A 15,777-nucleotide genomic window follows, 5' to 3' on the forward strand; every position below is an offset into this window, starting at 1 on the left:
TTATCCGCTGTTGTCATACACTAACCACGACGTTAACTATATGTAAACAGGAAGATATCTATGTCACAACTCGTTCATTTCCAGGGCAACCCGGTTTCTGTTGCAGGTTCCATTCCGCAGGCAGGCAGCAAAGCGCAGGCTTTTACCCTCGTGGCAAAAGATCTGTCTGACGTAACGCTGGCTCAATTCGCCGGTAAACGCAAAGTGCTGAACATTTTCCCGAGCATCGACACCGGCGTTTGCGCGGCGTCCGTGCGTAAATTCAACCAGCTGGCCACCGAAGTGGATAACACTGTTGTACTGTGCATTTCCGCTGACCTGCCGTTCGCCCAGTCCCGCTTCTGCGGCGCAGAAGGCCTGAGCAACGTTATCACGCTTTCTACCCTGCGTAGCCCAGATTTCCTCGAAAACTACGGTGTGGGTATCGCCGAAGGTCCACTGAAAGGCCTGGCCGCACGTGCGGTACTGGTGATTGATGAAAACGACGCTATTATCTTCAGCGAACTGGTGAACGAAATCACCAACGAGCCAGATTACACCGCAGCGCTGGACGTGCTGAAAGCGTAAGAGAATTGCCCGGCGGCACTTCGTTTGCGCGGGCCTACGGGTTTTGTAGGCCGGGTAAGCGCAGCGCACCCGGCGATGAAAGCTCCGCAATGCGGAGCTTTCTTTTTCCCAGTCCCGGAGCGAACAGGAGTAAAAATGATCTCTTTTGAAAAAAGCATTCCCATTTTTCGCATGTTCGACGAACGAAAGGCACGCGAATTTTATCTGGGTTTTCTCGGGTTCAGCGTCGAGTTCGAACACCGCTTTGAACCTGATCTGCCCCTGTATATGGGCATCAGCCGCAACGGCCTGCAGATACATCTCTCAGAACATCATGGCGACGCCTGCCCTGGCGCGACGCTGTTCGTTCCTGTGCACAATATTGAATTATTAAGGGATGAGCTGAAGCAAAAGCATTATGGCTATGGGCGGCCAGATATCGTGCAGCAGGACTGGGGGAAAATCCTGGAGGTGTGCGATCCGTTTGGGAACAGGATTCGGTTTTGCGAAGAATAAACAAGATGGCCGCTGCTAATATAGCGCGAACCAAATGCCCTTCGGGTCGCGTATAAATAGTCAGCGGACATCGCACTCAATACGGTTGTATCAGACTCACCCCATCACCACGTATTCAAAAACTCCGCAATCTCATCAATACGCGTTGCATCGATACCGGCCTCTTTCGCCATTTCACTCTGCGCTTCCTCGCTGATCTCCTCGTTACCCATCAAGCGCGTGATCAGCGACTGGAAATAATAGGCCACTGCGTCGCGTTCGGCTTCGCTCACTGGCTTTGCGGATTCCTTCGAATATTCATCCGCGATGTCATAAAACTTTAAAGGGATTTCGTTGCTCATACTTTTTCTCTTTTATTCATCAGGTTTTTTCTGGTTCAGACCGTACTCGCGCAATTTGTTGGCGATGGCCGTGTGCGACACGCCGAGGCGTTTTGCCAGTTTGCGGGTGCTCGGGTAGTTGCGATAAAGCTGGGTCAGCACCGAACGCTCAAAGCGGCTGGTGATATCATCCAGCGATCCTTCCATCGCTTCTTCGCCAACAGACACCGTTCCGGCATCGTAATCCGGTAGCAGTATGTCCTGCGAGCGCAGCTCATAACCTTCAAGCTGCGTGAGCGCACGATAGACGGCGTTTTTCAACTGGCGGATATTTCCCGGCCAGCCGTAGCGCGTCAGCATCGAACCCAAATCCGCAGAGAGCTTAGGTCGCGGCACGCCCTGCTCGTCGGCAAAGCGCGCCACGAACAGTTCAGTCAGCGGCATTACGTCCTGCGGACAGTCGCGCAGCGGCGGAATATTCAGGGTCAGGACGTTTAGTCGATAATAGAGATCTTCCCGGAACACCCCTTTCTGCACCAGTTCAACCAGGTTTTTCTGCGTCGCACAAATCACCCGCACATCCACGTGAACTTCATGATCTTCTCCAACGCGGCGGAAAGTGCCGTCGTTGAGGAAGCGCAGCAGTTTGGCCTGCATCCGCGGCGACATCTCACCGATTTCATCCAGCAATACCGAGCCACCGTTGGCCTGCTCAAAGAAGCCTTTTTTGCCTTCCGGCGCGTGACCGAACAACTCGCTCTCAACGGCATCTTCTGGAATCGACGCGCAGTTTAGGGCCAGATAGGGTTTAGCCGCGCGCGGGCTGGCGGTGTGAACCGCATGAGCCAGTAAATCCTTACCTGTTCCCGTTTCACCGGTAATCAGCAGCGGCGCGGTGAGATTAGCCAGCTTACGCGCCTGATCCACCACGTGCTTCATTTTCGGGCTAACGGCGATAATCTGGCTGAACGCGCCGACATCCTGGTTAGACAGATTCTGCAACTGACGCCCCATTCGAATGGTGGAACGCAGCATAATCACCGCACCGGTAAGCACGCTGACATCATTCTCACCGCGCAGATGAACCGGGGTAATTTCCATCAGGAAGTTCTGTCCGCCGATCACCACATGCTCGCTGTGCGTGCCCTGCGGGTTGCTTTCGAGCCAGCGCTGGAAATTAAAACCGGCGATCAGTTGCGCTGCATGATGGCTACTCAGCTTGTCCTGGCTCTGGCCGAAGAGCTGACAGCTGGCCTGGTTGGTACGCTCAATTTTACCTTTCAAATCGAGCGACAAAAATGGCTCAGGCATGGCTTCAAGCAACGCACTCAGCGCCAGATGTTCACGTTCAGACGGCATCCACGGCACGGTACGGACATCCGTAACGCCAGCGATACGGCGAATTTCAGCCATCAGGCTGCTGAATGTATTGAATTCGATTTCGGCAAAATTGAGGTAAATTCGCCCGATAGGGTCGATGTCGATGCCGCGCAAATCAATGTCACGCAAAACAAGGAGATCGAGTAATTCGCGGGTCAGGCCGATACGGTCCTGACAGAACACTTCCAGACGCATGGGAAATTCACTCTTTAAGCCAGTCACTTTAAAATGATATGTCAGATATCGTCTGGCTGGAAGCTCGCTGTCAACAAATATTGACAGCGAGGTGAATTCTTACGCTTTATTGTGATTTTTTGCTCAGTGTCTCTTTCAACTGACCGACAAGTTCGCGGCGAAAATCACCAAGACGCGGTTTATCGTCGTTAATCCACGGCAGAGGACGGCATAATTCCATCGCTTTAATCCCCAGTCTCGCGGTCAACAGCCCGGCACCGATCCCTTGCGCAGCACGCGTGGATAAACGCGCGGCAAGATCCTGAGACATCCAGTCCATGCCCACTTCACGCACCAGTTCGCTGGCTCCGGCAAACGCCATATTCAGTAGCACCAGACGGAAAAGGCGCAGACGGCTGTAATACCCAAGTTCGATGCCATACAGCGTGGCAATGCGGTTGATGAGGCGCAGATTGCGCCACGCGATAAACGCCATATCCACCAGCGCCAGCGGGCTAACGGCAATCATCAGCGTCGATTCCGCCGCCGAACGGCTAATCTCCCGCCGCGCCTGTGAATCGAGAACCGGCTGCACGATGTTTGCATACAGGCTGACGATCTCGCGGTCGTTTTGTGTTTCATGAATAGCCGCATACCAGCGTTGCAGGGCCGGATGCGACTGGTCGATACCCGCCTGACTGGCCAGCTGTTCGCAAAATGCGCGCCCTTTTCCGGTCGCATGGCTGTGCAGCAAATCGCGCGCTTCGTCGCGCTCATGCGCACGCTGGCGCAGTCGCCACAAACGACGCCATTCAGTGGCAATTGAACCGACACCCGCGCCGATGATAAGAGCGCCCGCCGCGCATCCGCCCAGAGCCACCCAGTCCTGGGTTTGCCAGGCATTCATCGTCCACTGCACGCCCTGGCCGACCACACTCACGCCAAAAAGCGTCAGCCCGGCAGTGACCATTTTGCGCCACAGGCTGCGTTTGGGCCGCAGCGCCGCCTCAACCACCGCTTCTGCCTGCCCCTCGTCCGCAAGCAGTTCATCGGCGACAACGGGCGCAAATTTCTCAGCGTCCGGGCCACTGAAGGCCTGAGCAGTTTTAAACGCTTCGGCCCGCTCTTGCTCAAGCTGGCCGGTAAAATCGATGCGTGGCTTTAACGGTTCCGTCATCGCAGCTTATCTCCTATTAAAAACTCCAGCGCCGCGTCGAGGCGAATGTGCGGCAACGGCTGGTCAACGTTCATCACCTGAGGGCGAAACGCCTCAAACTGAAATCCCTGATTTTGCCAGAATGCCTGCCCCGGCAATCGCGCCGGTACTTCACCGGGATAGACGGTCAGCGGCTCGCCGTCGCTCAGGCGATTACCGCGCAGCGCCGGGATTTTCTCACCGTTGACGTCAATCAGCCCGCTCTGCGTCGCCTGCACCGCCGCCAGCCCCAGACAATCCATGCTGATCCCTTCGAACGCAGCGTTTTGCCACGCGTCCTGAACAAGCTGTTGCAGCAGCGAGACCATATTCGCATGCTGATCGACCGTCACATGATCGGCTTTGGTGGCGGCGAACAGCAGCTTATCGATAACCGGCGAAAACAGACGGCGGAACAGTGTCCGCTGTCCGTAGTGAAAACTTTGCATCAGTTGGGTGAGTGCCAGGCGCATATCGTTGAAGGCCTGCGGCCCGCTGTTCAGCGGTTGCAGACAGTCCACCAACACAATCTGGCGGTCGAAGCGCAGGAAGTGGTTTTTATAAAACCCTTTCACCACTTTCTCGCAGTAATAGTTAAAGCGATCGCGCAACATCGCGACGTTGGTGTGTTTGTCCGCCATCGCCAGTTTTGACTCACCCCAGCTTTCGACATCCGGCCACGGGAAGAATTGCAGCGCAGGCGCCCCCGCCATTTCACCAGGTAGTACAAAGCGGCCTGGCTGAATAAAGTGCAGCCCCTGCTGTTTGCATTGATGAAGATAATCGGTCCAGGCCTGTGAAATGGCAGCCAGTCGGTTTTCGTCCGCCGGGGCCAGCGGGTCCAGCCCGGCGCACAGCTCACGCCATTTTGCCGACCATTCCGCACGTTGCCCCTGCAACAGGCCGGTCATTTGCCGCGACCAGCTCAGGTAATCCTGGGCCAGCATCGGTAAATCGAGCAGCCATTCACCGGGATAATCGACGATTTCAAGGTACAGCGTGGAGGTGTCTTTGAAATGGCGCAGCACGGATTCGTTAGAACGAAAGCGCAGCGCGAGGCGAATTTCACTCACCCCACGCGTCGGTGTCGGCCAGGCGGGCGGTGTGCCATACAGCTGCGCCAGCCCTTCGTCGTAGGTAAAGCGAGGAATACCAAAATCGCGCTGCGGCACACGTTTTACGCCCAGCAGACGCTCTTCCCGCGCCGCGCTCAGCAGCGGCAGCCGTGCGCCAGCATGTAAGTTAAGCAACTGGTTAACCATCGCGGTGATAAACGCGGTTTTGCCGCTGCGGCTTAATCCCGTGACCGCCAGTCGCAAATGGCGGTCTACGCCACGATTAACCAGTGAATTAAATTCGTTTTTAAGTCGCTTCATCGCCATCCTGTTTTGCCTGAAGGAATTATTATTCTTAAAAATATGACATGGGGGCAAAATGAAAGGAATAAAACCTATGACAAAACGGCACATTTCCGGCGTGCCGTCTGATGTTATTTCAGTTTCCCCGAAAAGCGCATAGCCAGTTTCTTCAGCAGCGGCTCCAGCGCCACGGCCAGTAACATTCTGACTGGTTTACGGGCAACAGACTTCACCGCCCAACCCGCGACACCTGCCGGGCCATAACGTAGCGCGGTCAGTAAAACGAATTTGCCTGCGATAACCAGGCCCGGTTTCATTTTCTGACCGGCCTGCTGCCAGTTTTTGTTCATTGTAATTTCTCTCCGTTAAAGCTGGCGAAAACGGCTGCGCAGCGTGAACGTGTCGGAGGTGACGTAACGTTCCATTTCGCGCAAACGCTTCTCGCCGGAAGCCAGTTCGGCATCCACCGCATCCAGCAAATCACTGCTGGTCGGCGCATCTTCCGATGCCATCGCACTGTCTGGCATCGGGTCGAGCACAAAGGATAAGACGATGTACGCCACCAGGGTAAAGAAGGCCAGTCCGAAGAAGATAGACAGCACGGTGACCGCGCGGACCAGCTTGACGGGAACGTCGAGATAGTGCGCCAGACCGGCACAGACACCGCGCACCATCCCCTGCTGGGGAATGCGCCACAGCTTTTTATTCAGATTCAGTCCGCCCATTAATTGTCCCTCCAGTTCGGATGCTCCGCGTCCAGAATCGCTTCCAGCGACTGGATGCGTTCACGCATTTTTTTCGCGTCATCGGTGAGCTGCAACAGGCGTTGCTGTTCGCTTTGCGAAAGCTCACCGCGGGAAGAACGGTTGCTGTAGTGCAGCCATAACCAGATCGGCAGGACAAACAGCACGAAAATGGTCAGGGGAATAGCCAGAAACAGCGCACTCATAGGGTCTCCTTGTCTTACGATGCGTTGCGGCACGCGAAGGTGCCGCATTCATTATTATTGGTTGTCTTGCTTCATTTTGGCTTTCAGCATCGCAAGCTGCTCGCTGATTTCGTCATCCGCCTTCAGATCGGCAAATTGCTGATCCAGCGTTTTCTGTTTGCCGAAGCTGTGGCTCTCGGCCTCGGCTTCCATATGATCGATACGACGTTCGAACGATTCGAAACGCGCCATCGCTTCATCAATTTTACCGCTATCCAGCTGACGGCGAACGTCGCGGGATGAGCTGGCAGCCTGATGACGCAGCGTCAGCGCCTGCTGGCGAGCGCGGGTTTCGCTGAGTTTGTTTTCCAGCTCCGCAATCTCTTTTTTCATGCGGGTCAGGGTTTCATCCACCAGCGTGATTTCATGCTCCAGCGTAGCGACGATGTCGGTCAGCTTCTGTTTTTCGATCAGCGCCGAACGGGCCAGATCGTCTTTCTCTTTACGCAGCGCCAGTTCTGCTTTTTCCTGCCATTCGGTCTGCTGGGCAGTCGCCTGCTCAATGCGGCGAGAAAGCTGTTTCTTTTCGGCCAGCGCACGGGCAGAGGTGGAACGGACTTCAACCAGCGTGTCTTCCATTTCCTGAATCATCAGACGCACCAGCTTCTGCGGGTCTTCCGCTTTTTCCAGCAGCGAGTTGATGTTGGCGTTCACGATGTCGGCAAAACGAGAAAAAATACCCATAATTCAATCCTCACAGTTCTGTTATCGGGCGATGCCCTGCTGATGAGCTAATACAAATCCCGTGCCAATTTTTTATCTTATTGATTTATATGATTGTGGTTGATTTTACACCACAGAGAACCTACTCTCACCTGGTGAATATCGCTAACGAGTGGTTAATTTCATCATGGCTGATTACAAAGACAATTTATTGGGTGAAGCGAACAGTTTTCTTGAGGTGCTGGAGCAGGTTTCGCGCCTCGCCCCGCTCAATAAACCGGTGCTGATTATCGGTGAGCGCGGGACCGGGAAAGAGCTGATCGCCAACCGCCTGCACTATCTTTCCGGACGATGGGACGGCCCGTTCATCTCTCTTAACTGCGCGGCGCTGAACGAAAATCTGCTCGATACGGAGCTGTTCGGCCATGAGGCGGGCGCCTTTACCGGTGCGCAAAAACGTCATCCAGGGCGTTTCGAACGCGCTGACGGTGGGACGCTGTTCCTTGATGAACTCGCTACCGCGCCGATGTTGGTTCAGGAAAAGCTGTTGCGCGTTATCGAGTACGGCGAGCTGGAGCGTGTCGGGGGCAGCCAGCCGTTGCAGGTCAATGTGCGTCTGGTGTGCGCCACTAATGCCGACCTTCCACAGATGGTGGCGGAGGAGAAATTCCGCGCAGACCTTCTCGACAGGCTGGCCTTTGACGTGGTGCAGCTTCCGCCGCTGCGCGAACGCCGCAGCGATATCATGCTGCTGGCCGAGCAGTTTGCCATTCAGATGTGCCGCGAGCTCGGCCTGCCGCTATTCCCCGGTTTTAGCGACTACGCGCGGGAAACGCTGCTGGATTACCGCTGGCCGGGCAATATTCGCGAGCTGAAAAACGTGGTCGAGCGCTCCGTCTATCGCCACGCCAGCAGCGAAACCGAGCTGGATAACATTATTATCGATCCCTTTTATCGCGCCGCACCGACGAAACTGGAACCCGCGCCGCACGCCGATGCCCCTTCTCTGCCGCTCGATTTACGCCAGTTCCAGCATATTCAGGAACAGCAGTTACTGGAACAGAGCCTGAAAGAGGCAAAATATAACCAGAAGCAGGCTGCCGAACTGCTGGGTCTGACCTACCATCAATTAAGGGCATTGCTCAAAAAGCATCAAATGCGCTGACATTATCGGCACTTACCCGCAGACATTTTCCGAATCGGGGGTAAGTGCGATACACTTTGCAGATCGAATCTAAAAACCCTGAAAATTATGCGTCTGGTTTTATCGTCCCTGATTGCACTCGGTCTGTTTAGTCGCCTGGTCTTTGCTGCGCCCGAACCGACTGCGCTTCCTGATATTCGCGACAGCGGTTTTGTCTATTGCGTGAACGGGCAAGTCGACACCCTGAACCCACAAAAAGCAGGCAGCGGCCTGATTGTCGACACCCTCGCCGCACAGCTTTACGATCGCCTGCTTGATGTCGATCCTTATACTTATCGCCTGGTGCCGGAGCTGGCTCAGAGCTGGGAAGTGCTGGATAACGGCGCGACCTACCGTTTCCATCTGCGCGACGACGTGGCGTTTCAGTCCACCCCGTGGTTCAAACCGACCCGCAAGTTGAACGCCGATGATGTGGTGTTTACCTTCCAGCGTATTTTTAATCGCAACCACCCCTGGCATAACGTCAACGGCGGCAGTTTCCCGTATTTCGACAGCCTGCAGTTTGCCGATACGGTAAAAGACGTGCGCAAGCTGGACAATCGGACGGTGGATTTTCGCCTGACGCGCCCGGATGCCTCTTTCCTGTGGCACCTCGCGACCCACTATGCGTCAGTGATGTCAGCGGAATACGCCGATAAACTGACGAAAGCCGATCATCAGGAACTCCTCGATCGCCAGCCGGTCGGGACTGGCCCGTTCCAGATGGCAGAATACCGCTCCGGGCAGTATATTCGGTTACAACGTCACGAACACTTCTGGCGCGGCACACCGCTGATGCCGCAGGTGGTAGTCGATTTAGGTTCTGGCGGAACCGGCAGATTATCTAAACTGCTGACCGGCGAATGCGATGTGCTCGCCTGGCCTGCTGCCAGCCAGCTGACGATTCTACGTGACGATCCGCGTTTGCGTCTGACTCTGCGCCCCGGCATGAACATCGCCTATCTGGCGTTTAATACCGATAAGCCGCCGCTCAATAATCCTGCCGTACGCCACGCTCTGGCGCTTGCCATCAATAACCAGCGCTTAATGCAATCCATCTATTACGGCACGGCGGAAACGGCAGCATCGATTTTGCCGCGCGCGTCGTGGGCCTATGACAGCGAAGCGAAAATCACCGAATACGATCCGGCAAAATCACGCGAACAGCTGAAAGCGCTGGGCGCGACCAACCTCACCCTGCAACTGTGGGTCCCGACCAGTTCCCAGGCGTGGAACCCGAGCCCGCTAAAAACGGCGGAACTGATCCAGGCCGATATGGCTCAAGTTGGTGTCAAAGTGGTGATTGTGCCGGTAGAAGGCCGCTTCCAGGAGGCGCGTCTGATGGACATGAATCATGACCTGACCCTCTCCGGCTGGTCGACGGACAGTAACGATCCCGACAGTTTCTTCCGCCCGCTCCTGAGCTGTGCCGCCATTCGTTCCCAGACCAACTACGCTCACTGGTGTAACCGTGAGTTTGACACGGTGCTGCAAAAGGCGCTGTCATCTCAGCAGTTGGCCTCTCGCATCGAAGCGTACGACGAAGCGCAGAATATTCTGGCCCGCGAACTGCCGGTGCTGCCGCTGGCCTCTTCCCTGCGATTGCAGGCCTATCGCTATGATATTAAAGGTCTGGTGCTCAGCCCATTTGGTAACGCTTCGTTCGCTGGCGTGTCACGTGAGAAACCCGATGAGGTGAAAAAACCATGATTATTTTTACCTTACGACGCCTGCTGCTGCTGGCGATCACGCTGTTTTTTCTGACCTTTATCGGCTTTAGCCTGAGCTACTTCACGCCCCACGCCCCGCTGCAAGGCTCGTCCTTCTGGGACGCATGGTTATTCTGGTTTAACGGCGTGCTGCACTGGGATTTTGGCGTTTCGAGCATTAACGGCCAGCTGATCTCCGAGCAGTTGAAAGAGGTGTTTCCGGCGACTATGGAGCTGTGCATTCTGGCCTTTGGTTTTGCCCTGATGGTCGGTATTCCGGTGGGGATGCTGGCGGGGATCACACGCAATAAATGGCAGGATAAACTGATCAGCGCGTTGGCCCTGCTCGGCTTCTCAATTCCGGTCTTCTGGCTGGCGCTGTTGCTTACGTTGTTCTTCTCCCTGACGCTGGGCTGGCTGCCGGTCTCCGGGCGTTTCGATCTGCTCTACGCCGTCAAAACTGTCACTGGCTTTGCCATTATCGACGCCTGGCTTTCTGACTCCGTCTGGCGTCACGAGATGATCATCAGCACCCTGCGCCATATGGTGCTGCCGGTGCTGACGCTGGCGGTTGCGCCGACCACGGAAGTGATCCGCCTGATGCGCACCAGCACGATTGATGTTTTTGACCAGAATTATGTGAAAGCGGCCGCCACGCGCGGTTTGTCACGTTTGACGGTCCTGCGTCGTCACGTACTGCACAACGCCCTTCCGCCGGTGATCCCACGCCTGGGGCTGCAATTTTCGACCATGCTGACCCTGGCGATGATCACCGAGATGGTGTTCAGTTGGCCAGGGCTCGGACGCTGGATGATCAACGCCATTCGTCAGCAGGACTACGCGGCGATTTCCGCCGGTGTGATGGTGATCGGCTCGCTGGTGATTATCGTGAACGTGATTTCTGACATTTTGGGTGCGATGGCCAACCCGCTGAAACATAAGGAATCGTATGCCTTACGATAGCGTATACAGGGAAAAGCGTACGCCCGGCGTAGTTCGGACCGTGTGGCGCAAATTCTACGGCGACACCACGGCGATGATCGGTTTATACGGCTGTGGCGGCCTGGCATTGCTGTGTATTTTTGGCGGCTGGTTTGCCCCGTATGGCCTGGATCAGCAGTTCCTCGGCTATCAACTGCTGCCACCCTCATGGTCACGCTACGGTGAAGTATCGTTCTTTCTCGGCACTGACGATTTAGGCCGCGATGTTCTGAGCCGTCTGTTAAGCGGCGCCGCACCAACCGTGGGCGGTGCGTTCGTCGTCACTTTCGCTGCCACCTTCTTCGGCCTGGCGCTCGGCGTGTTTGCCGGAGCGACGCACGGCCTGCGTTCGGCGGTGCTGAATCATATTCTCGATACTCTGCTGTCCATTCCGTCCCTGCTGCTGGCAATCATCGTCGTTGCTTTTGCCGGACCACACCTGTCGCATGCGATGTTTGCCGTCTGGCTGGCGCTGCTGCCGCGCATGGTTCGCTCAGTTTATAGCCTGGTGCATGACGAGCTGGAAAAAGAGTATGTTGTCGCCGCCCGTTTAGACGGCGCGACCACGATGAATATTCTTTGGTTCGCGGTAATGCCTAACATCGCTTCGGGGCTGGTGACTGAAATCACCCGTGCTCTGTCGATGGCGATTCTCGATATTGCCGCGCTCGGTTTTCTCGATCTCGGCGCGCAATTGCCGTCACCGGAATGGGGCGCGATGCTCGGTGATGCGCTGGAGCTGATTTATGTCGCACCGTGGACGGTGATGCTGCCCGGTGCCGCCATCATGGTGAGCGTGCTGCTGATTAACCTGCTGGGCGACGGAATTCGCCGCGCGATTAACGCGGGGGTGCAATAATGCCGTTACTTGATATCCGCAATCTGACGATTGAATTTAAAACCGGCGAAGGCTGGGTGAAAGCGGTCGACAGGATCAGTATTACGCTTGCCGAAGGCGAAATCCGCGGGCTGGTGGGTGAGTCTGGCTCCGGTAAGAGCCTGATCGCTAAGGCGATCTGCGGCGTCGCCAAAGACAACTGGCGCGTCACCGCTGACCGTATGCGATTTGATGATATCGATCTTCTGCGCCTGTCGCCACGCGAGCGCCGCAAGCTGGTCGGGCATAACGTCTCGATGATCTTCCAGGAGCCGCAGTCATGTCTCGACCCGTCTGAACGGGTTGGCGAACAGCTGATGCAGAATATCCCCGGCTGGACCTACAAAGGCCGCTGGTGGCAGCGCGTCGGCTGGCGCAAACGCCGCGCGATTGAGCTGTTGCACCGCGTCGGCATTAAAGATCACAAAGATGCAATGCGCAGCTTCCCGTATGAACTGACGGACGGCGAGTGCCAAAAGGTGATGATCGCCATCGCACTGGCCAATCAGCCGCGCCTGCTGATCGCCGATGAGCCGACCAACGCGATGGAACCGACGACGCAAGCGCAGATTTTCCGCCTGCTGTCGCGCCTCAATCAGAACAACAACACCACCATTTTGCTGATCAGCCATGACCTGCAAATGCTGAGCAAATGGGCGGATAAAATCGACGTGATGTACTGCGGTCAGACGGTGGAAACGGCCATCAGCGAAGAGCTGGTGAATACGCCGCATCATCCTTATACCCAGGCGCTGATCCGCGCGATCCCCGATTTTGGCAGCGCGATGCCGCATAAAAGCCGCCTCAATACGCTTCCGGGGGCGATTCCCCTGCTGGAGTCGCTGCCAATCGGCTGTCGGCTGGGGCCGCGCTGCCCTTACGCCCAGCGCGAATGTATTGAAACGCCACGGCTGACCGGCGCGAAAAACCATCTGTACGCCTGTCATTTCCCGCTGAACATGGAGAGAGAGTAAATGGTCGAAACGTTGCTGGAAGTTCGCAACCTGAGTAAGACCTTCCGCTATCGCACGGGGCTGTTTCATCGCCAGACCGTCGAAGCGGTGAAGCCTCTCAGCTTTACCCTGCGCGAGAAACAGACGCTGGCAATCATTGGCGAAAACGGTTCCGGGAAATCCACGCTGGCGAAAATGCTGGCGGGGATGGTTGAACCGACGGCGGGCGATGTGCTGATAGACGATCATTTTCTGTCGTTCGGGGACTATTCGTTTCGCAGCCAGCGCATTCGTATGATTTTCCAGGACCCGTCGACATCGCTCAATCCGCGTCAACGTATCTCGCAAATTCTCGATTTTCCGCTGCGCCTGAATACGGATCTGGAGCCGGAGGAACGGCGTAAACGCGTGATTGAGACACTCCGTCTGGTCGGTCTGCTGCCCGATCACGTCAGCTATTATCCGCACATGCTCGCCCCCGGCCAGAAGCAGCGTCTGGGGCTGGCGCGCGCGCTGATCCTGCGCCCGAAGGTGATTATCGCCGATGAAGCGCTGGCATCTTTAGATATGTCGATGCGTTCCCAACTGATCAATCTGATGCTCGAATTGCAGGAGAAACAGGGTATTTCGTATATCTACGTGACTCAGCATCTCGGGATGATGAAACACATCAGCGACCAGGTACTGGTCATGCATCAGGGTGAAGTGGTCGAGCGCGGAAGCACCGCCGACGTGTTGGCTTCACCGCTGCACGACCTGACCAAACGGCTGATTTCCGGTCATTTCGGTGAAGCGCTGACGGCGGATGCGTGGCGAAAAGACAGGTAACCGCTTTACTATAAAGTGGTCGGATTAACTCTGAACGCGACACGTGATATTATCGCCGCGTTTTAACGACGAGCGCCACGTATGAGAGGGCGTTCGCCATAACAATGAATATAAGGATCTAAGCTATGGGTTTTCTTTCCGGTAAGCGCATTCTGGTGACTGGCGTCGCCAGCAAACTGTCCATCGCCTACGGCATCGCACAGGCTATGCACCGCGAAGGCGCTGAGCTGGCGTTCACCTACCAGAATGACAAGCTGAAAGGCCGTGTTGAAGAGTTCGCCGCACAGCTGGGTTCCAGCATCATTCTGGAATGCGACGTTGCTCAAGATGAAAGCATCGATGGCATGTTCGCAGAGCTTGCGAAAGTGTGGCCGAAATTTGACGGTTTCGTGCACTCAATCGGTTTCGCACCGGGCGATCAGCTGGACGGCGACTACGTGAACGCGGTAACCCGTGAAGGCTTCAAAATCGCTCACGACATCAGTTCTTACAGCTTTGTGGCAATGGCTAAAGCCTGCCGCACCATGCTGAACCCAGGCTCTGCATTGCTGACCCTGTCTTACCTGGGCGCTGAGCGTGCGATCCCTAACTACAACGTAATGGGCCTGGCGAAAGCTTCTCTGGAAGCCAACGTGCGCTACATGGCGAACGCGATGGGTCCAGAAGGCGTACGTGTTAACGGTATCTCTGCTGGTCCAATCCGTACTCTGGCCGCTTCCGGTATCAAAGACTTCCGTAAAATGCTGGCGCATTGCGAAGCCGTTACCCCGATTCGTCGCACTGTGACCATCGAAGATGTGGGTAACTCCGCAGCATTCCTGTGCTCTGACCTCTCTGCTGGCATCTCCGGCGAAGTGGTTCACGTTGACGGCGGTTTCAACATCGCGGCAATGAACGAGCTGGAAATCAAATAAGTTGTGTCACTCTCTTCCCTCCGGGGAAGAGAGTTTCTCCCCGTCGTTATTCCGTTCTGCTATTTGTTATCACCTAACAATATTTTTCCCCTTGCAAGCCATGCGCCAGGATATTGATCGCCATTTGAGATCAAGGAACGCACATGGAACAACGCCGTTTTTCCGGCAAAGGCCACTGGTATCACGAAACCCAGACAAATCACTGTCCGGATGATGTTCTGCCGCTGGTTCCCGAGGCCGCTCATGTCGACGATCGTTTTTTACTCGATTTAACGCTGCCCGCTGAGATTGTGACCCCGTGTGAAAGTTGGCTTAAGCCTGCCAGAGCGTTATGCCACGTGCTTTTTCCGCTGCATATCGCCGTCAATCGGCTGCATACGCTCAGCGCCTACGACCGGCTGAGCACAGCGTTAACCGTGGCGCAGGCGTGTGGCGTTCAGCGCCTGTGTAACCACTACGCCGCCCTGCTCGCGCCTCTTCCCGGACCGGATTCCTCACGAGAAAGTAATCAACGCCTCGCCCAAATCACTCAGTACGCCCGCCAGTTAGCAAGCTCACCCGATATCATTGATGACAAAGCGCAGCAGCAGCTGGATGAAGTGGGTCTGACAACCTACGACGTGATTGTGATTAATCAGATAATCGGCTTTGTCGGCTTTCAGGCACGCGTGGTTGCCGCTTTCCAGGCCTTACTGGGCTATCCCGTTCGCTGGCTTCCTGGGCATCACATTCCTCCGCACGCGCGGGTGACGGATATTAATATGAGTGAGTGGGAACCCCTGTTCCCTGGTGTCGAGTTACGCTATGCCACCGCGCAACAGCTTGAATTGCTCGCTCGCTGGCAAACGGAGCCCGCATTAAGGGAACTGACGGCGGTGCTTTGCCACGAACCGGAGATACTCAACGGCACGGGCGAGATCCTGAAAAGTGGTATTCAAGAGGCAAATAGTCGCTATTCCACTCATCATGCCGTTGCGGCGGCGACAGAACTTTTGGCCGTCTCTCCCGACCGATTCAGCGCCGCGCAATTTACCCCGCTACTTGATGAGGGCATTCCCCCCGTGGAGGCAATTAATTTGCTGACCTGGTGCGCTTTTTGCGGTTGGCTCAGCCGTCTGAAAATTGCCTTAAACAAGGGTGACTGAGCCTGGTAAATCCCTAAATGCGCTTGCTGTAGCAGTGAGATTCGCGT

General features: G+C 55.8%; 18 protein-coding genes. 10 read left to right on the plus strand and 8 right to left on the minus strand.

From position 1 onward, the window contains the following. The first annotated feature begins 60 nt into the window (after nucleotides 1–60). Both tpx and C3708_RS02040 read left to right on the plus strand, forming a co-directional pair. Nucleotides 61–567, plus strand: a complete 507-nt coding sequence (tpx, locus tag C3708_RS02035; protein WP_103949315.1) for a thiol peroxidase — start codon at nucleotides 61–63, stop codon at nucleotides 565–567. A gap of 135 nt (nucleotides 568–702) precedes the next feature. Next, nucleotides 703–1,062, plus strand: coding sequence for a glyoxalase superfamily protein (locus C3708_RS02040; protein WP_095282189.1), 360 nt, complete (start codon nucleotides 703–705; stop codon nucleotides 1,060–1,062). 104 nt (nucleotides 1,063–1,166) lie between these two features. Here the strand turns inward: C3708_RS02040 and C3708_RS02045 are convergent, their stop codons facing one another. The 8 genes from C3708_RS02045 to pspA form a co-directional block, all read right to left on the minus strand. Next, the gene (locus C3708_RS02045) at nucleotides 1,167–1,403 is read right to left on the minus strand and encodes a DUF2543 family protein (RefSeq protein WP_095282190.1); all 237 of its coding nucleotides are present in this window, start codon (nucleotides 1,401–1,403) and stop codon (nucleotides 1,167–1,169) included. Nucleotides 1,404–1,415: 12 nt separating this feature from the next. Further along, nucleotides 1,416–2,957 carry a transcriptional regulator TyrR gene (gene tyrR, locus C3708_RS02050; RefSeq protein ID WP_103949316.1) on the minus strand — a complete coding sequence of 514 codons (1,542 nt, stop codon included), beginning with the start codon at nucleotides 2,955–2,957 and terminating at the stop codon, nucleotides 1,416–1,418. A 106-nt stretch (nucleotides 2,958–3,063) separates the two neighbouring features. Beyond that, nucleotides 3,064–4,113, minus strand: coding sequence for a YcjF family protein (locus C3708_RS02055; RefSeq protein WP_103949317.1), 1,050 nt, complete (start codon nucleotides 4,111–4,113; stop codon nucleotides 3,064–3,066). Next, a complete protein-coding gene (locus C3708_RS02060; RefSeq protein WP_103949372.1) occupies nucleotides 4,110–5,507 on the minus strand; it encodes a YcjX family protein in 1,398 nt (465 codons plus the stop codon). The genes C3708_RS02055 and C3708_RS02060 overlap by 4 nt, the downstream gene beginning before the upstream one ends. A gap of 113 nt (nucleotides 5,508–5,620) precedes the next feature. Then, entirely contained in the window at nucleotides 5,621–5,839 is a 219-nt protein-coding gene (gene pspD / locus C3708_RS02065; RefSeq protein ID WP_103945992.1) for a phage shock protein PspD, read from the minus strand. A 15-nt stretch (nucleotides 5,840–5,854) separates the two neighbouring features. After that, nucleotides 5,855–6,214 carry an envelope stress response membrane protein PspC gene (gene pspC, locus C3708_RS02070; RefSeq protein ID WP_095282194.1) on the minus strand — a complete coding sequence of 120 codons (360 nt, stop codon included), beginning with the start codon at nucleotides 6,212–6,214 and terminating at the stop codon, nucleotides 5,855–5,857. Further along, nucleotides 6,214–6,438: an envelope stress response membrane protein PspB gene (gene pspB, locus C3708_RS02075; protein ID WP_095282195.1), complete on the minus strand. Its 225-nt coding sequence runs from the start codon at nucleotides 6,436–6,438 to the stop codon at nucleotides 6,214–6,216. Before pspB ends, pspC begins: the two co-directional genes overlap by 1 nt. A 54-nt stretch (nucleotides 6,439–6,492) precedes the next feature. Next, on the minus strand, nucleotides 6,493–7,161 hold the full coding sequence (gene pspA / locus C3708_RS02080) for a phage shock protein PspA (RefSeq protein ID WP_103949318.1): 669 nt from the start codon (nucleotides 7,159–7,161) through the stop codon (nucleotides 6,493–6,495). Between the two features lie 151 nt (nucleotides 7,162–7,312). On the opposite strand from pspA, the gene pspF reads away from it, so the two are divergent. The 8 genes from pspF to C3708_RS02120 all read left to right on the plus strand — a co-directional run bounded on the left by pspF (nucleotide 7,313) and on the right by C3708_RS02120 (nucleotide 15,730). Beyond that, nucleotides 7,313–8,305, plus strand: a complete 993-nt coding sequence (gene pspF / locus C3708_RS02085) for a phage shock protein operon transcriptional activator (RefSeq protein ID WP_165790587.1) — start codon at nucleotides 7,313–7,315, stop codon at nucleotides 8,303–8,305. 87 nt (nucleotides 8,306–8,392) lie between these two features. Then, nucleotides 8,393–10,033: an ABC transporter substrate-binding protein SapA gene (sapA, locus tag C3708_RS02090; protein ID WP_103949319.1), complete on the plus strand. Its 1,641-nt coding sequence runs from the start codon at nucleotides 8,393–8,395 to the stop codon at nucleotides 10,031–10,033. Then, complete coding sequence (gene sapB, locus C3708_RS02095) at nucleotides 10,030–10,995, plus strand: putrescine export ABC transporter permease SapB (RefSeq protein ID WP_095282199.1); 966 nt, start codon at nucleotides 10,030–10,032, stop codon at nucleotides 10,993–10,995. Before sapA ends, sapB begins: the two co-directional genes overlap by 4 nt. Continuing rightward, nucleotides 10,982–11,872 carry a putrescine export ABC transporter permease SapC gene (sapC, locus tag C3708_RS02100; protein WP_095282200.1) on the plus strand — a complete coding sequence of 297 codons (891 nt, stop codon included), beginning with the start codon at nucleotides 10,982–10,984 and terminating at the stop codon, nucleotides 11,870–11,872. The genes sapB and sapC overlap by 14 nt, the downstream gene beginning before the upstream one ends. Then, complete coding sequence (gene sapD / locus C3708_RS02105; RefSeq protein WP_103949320.1) at nucleotides 11,872–12,864, plus strand: putrescine export ABC transporter ATP-binding protein SapD; 993 nt, start codon at nucleotides 11,872–11,874, stop codon at nucleotides 12,862–12,864. Before sapC ends, sapD begins: the two co-directional genes overlap by 1 nt. Beyond that, on the plus strand, nucleotides 12,865–13,671 hold the full coding sequence (gene sapF, locus C3708_RS02110) for a putrescine export ABC transporter ATP-binding protein SapF (protein WP_095282202.1): 807 nt from the start codon (nucleotides 12,865–12,867) through the stop codon (nucleotides 13,669–13,671). It abuts the gene before it with no gap. A gap of 125 nt (nucleotides 13,672–13,796) precedes the next feature. Beyond that, entirely contained in the window at nucleotides 13,797–14,585 is a 789-nt protein-coding gene (fabI, locus tag C3708_RS02115; protein ID WP_012017568.1) for an enoyl-ACP reductase FabI, read from the plus strand. Between the two features lie 143 nt (nucleotides 14,586–14,728). Further along, on the plus strand, nucleotides 14,729–15,730 hold the full coding sequence (locus C3708_RS02120; protein WP_103949321.1) for a CMD domain-containing protein: 1,002 nt from the start codon (nucleotides 14,729–14,731) through the stop codon (nucleotides 15,728–15,730). Nucleotides 15,731–15,777 lie beyond the last annotated feature (47 nt).

Source organism: Lelliottia sp. 7254-16, assembly GCF_002922995.1.
In the GTDB taxonomy this organism is placed as follows: Bacteria; Pseudomonadota; Gammaproteobacteria; order Enterobacterales; family Enterobacteriaceae; genus Enterobacter; species Enterobacter jeotgali.

What these genes read in the sequence shown, in the direction of transcription:
- pspA (WP_103949318.1), bottom strand. Translation starts at nt 7,161, where the DNA reads ATGGGTATTTTTTCTCGTTTTGCCGACATCGTGAACGCCAACATCAAC.
- tpx (WP_103949315.1), top strand. Translation starts at nt 61, where the DNA reads ATGTCACAACTCGTTCATTTCCAGGGCAACCCGGTTTCTGTTGCAGGT.
- sapA (WP_103949319.1), top strand. Translation starts at nt 8,393, where the DNA reads ATGCGTCTGGTTTTATCGTCCCTGATTGCACTCGGTCTGTTTAGTCGC.
- C3708_RS02120 (WP_103949321.1), top strand. Translation starts at nt 14,729, where the DNA reads ATGGAACAACGCCGTTTTTCCGGCAAAGGCCACTGGTATCACGAAACC.
- tyrR (WP_103949316.1), bottom strand. Translation starts at nt 2,957, where the DNA reads ATGCGTCTGGAAGTGTTCTGTCAGGACCGTATCGGCCTGACCCGCGAA.
- sapD (WP_103949320.1), top strand. Translation starts at nt 11,872, where the DNA reads ATGCCGTTACTTGATATCCGCAATCTGACGATTGAATTTAAAACCGGC.
- C3708_RS02045 (WP_095282190.1), bottom strand. Translation starts at nt 1,403, where the DNA reads ATGAGCAACGAAATCCCTTTAAAGTTTTATGACATCGCGGATGAATAT.
- fabI (WP_012017568.1), top strand. Translation starts at nt 13,797, where the DNA reads ATGGGTTTTCTTTCCGGTAAGCGCATTCTGGTGACTGGCGTCGCCAGC.
- sapB (WP_095282199.1), top strand. Translation starts at nt 10,030, where the DNA reads ATGATTATTTTTACCTTACGACGCCTGCTGCTGCTGGCGATCACGCTG.
- C3708_RS02040 (WP_095282189.1), top strand. Translation starts at nt 703, where the DNA reads ATGATCTCTTTTGAAAAAAGCATTCCCATTTTTCGCATGTTCGACGAA.
- sapC (WP_095282200.1), top strand. Translation starts at nt 10,982, where the DNA reads ATGCCTTACGATAGCGTATACAGGGAAAAGCGTACGCCCGGCGTAGTT.
- C3708_RS02060 (WP_103949372.1), bottom strand. Translation starts at nt 5,507, where the DNA reads ATGAAGCGACTTAAAAACGAATTTAATTCACTGGTTAATCGTGGCGTA.
- pspB (WP_095282195.1), bottom strand. Translation starts at nt 6,438, where the DNA reads ATGAGTGCGCTGTTTCTGGCTATTCCCCTGACCATTTTCGTGCTGTTT.
- pspC (WP_095282194.1), bottom strand. Translation starts at nt 6,214, where the DNA reads ATGGGCGGACTGAATCTGAATAAAAAGCTGTGGCGCATTCCCCAGCAG.
- C3708_RS02055 (WP_103949317.1), bottom strand. Translation starts at nt 4,113, where the DNA reads ATGACGGAACCGTTAAAGCCACGCATCGATTTTACCGGCCAGCTTGAG.
- pspD (WP_103945992.1), bottom strand. Translation starts at nt 5,839, where the DNA reads ATGAACAAAAACTGGCAGCAGGCCGGTCAGAAAATGAAACCGGGCCTG.
- sapF (WP_095282202.1), top strand. Translation starts at nt 12,865, where the DNA reads ATGGTCGAAACGTTGCTGGAAGTTCGCAACCTGAGTAAGACCTTCCGC.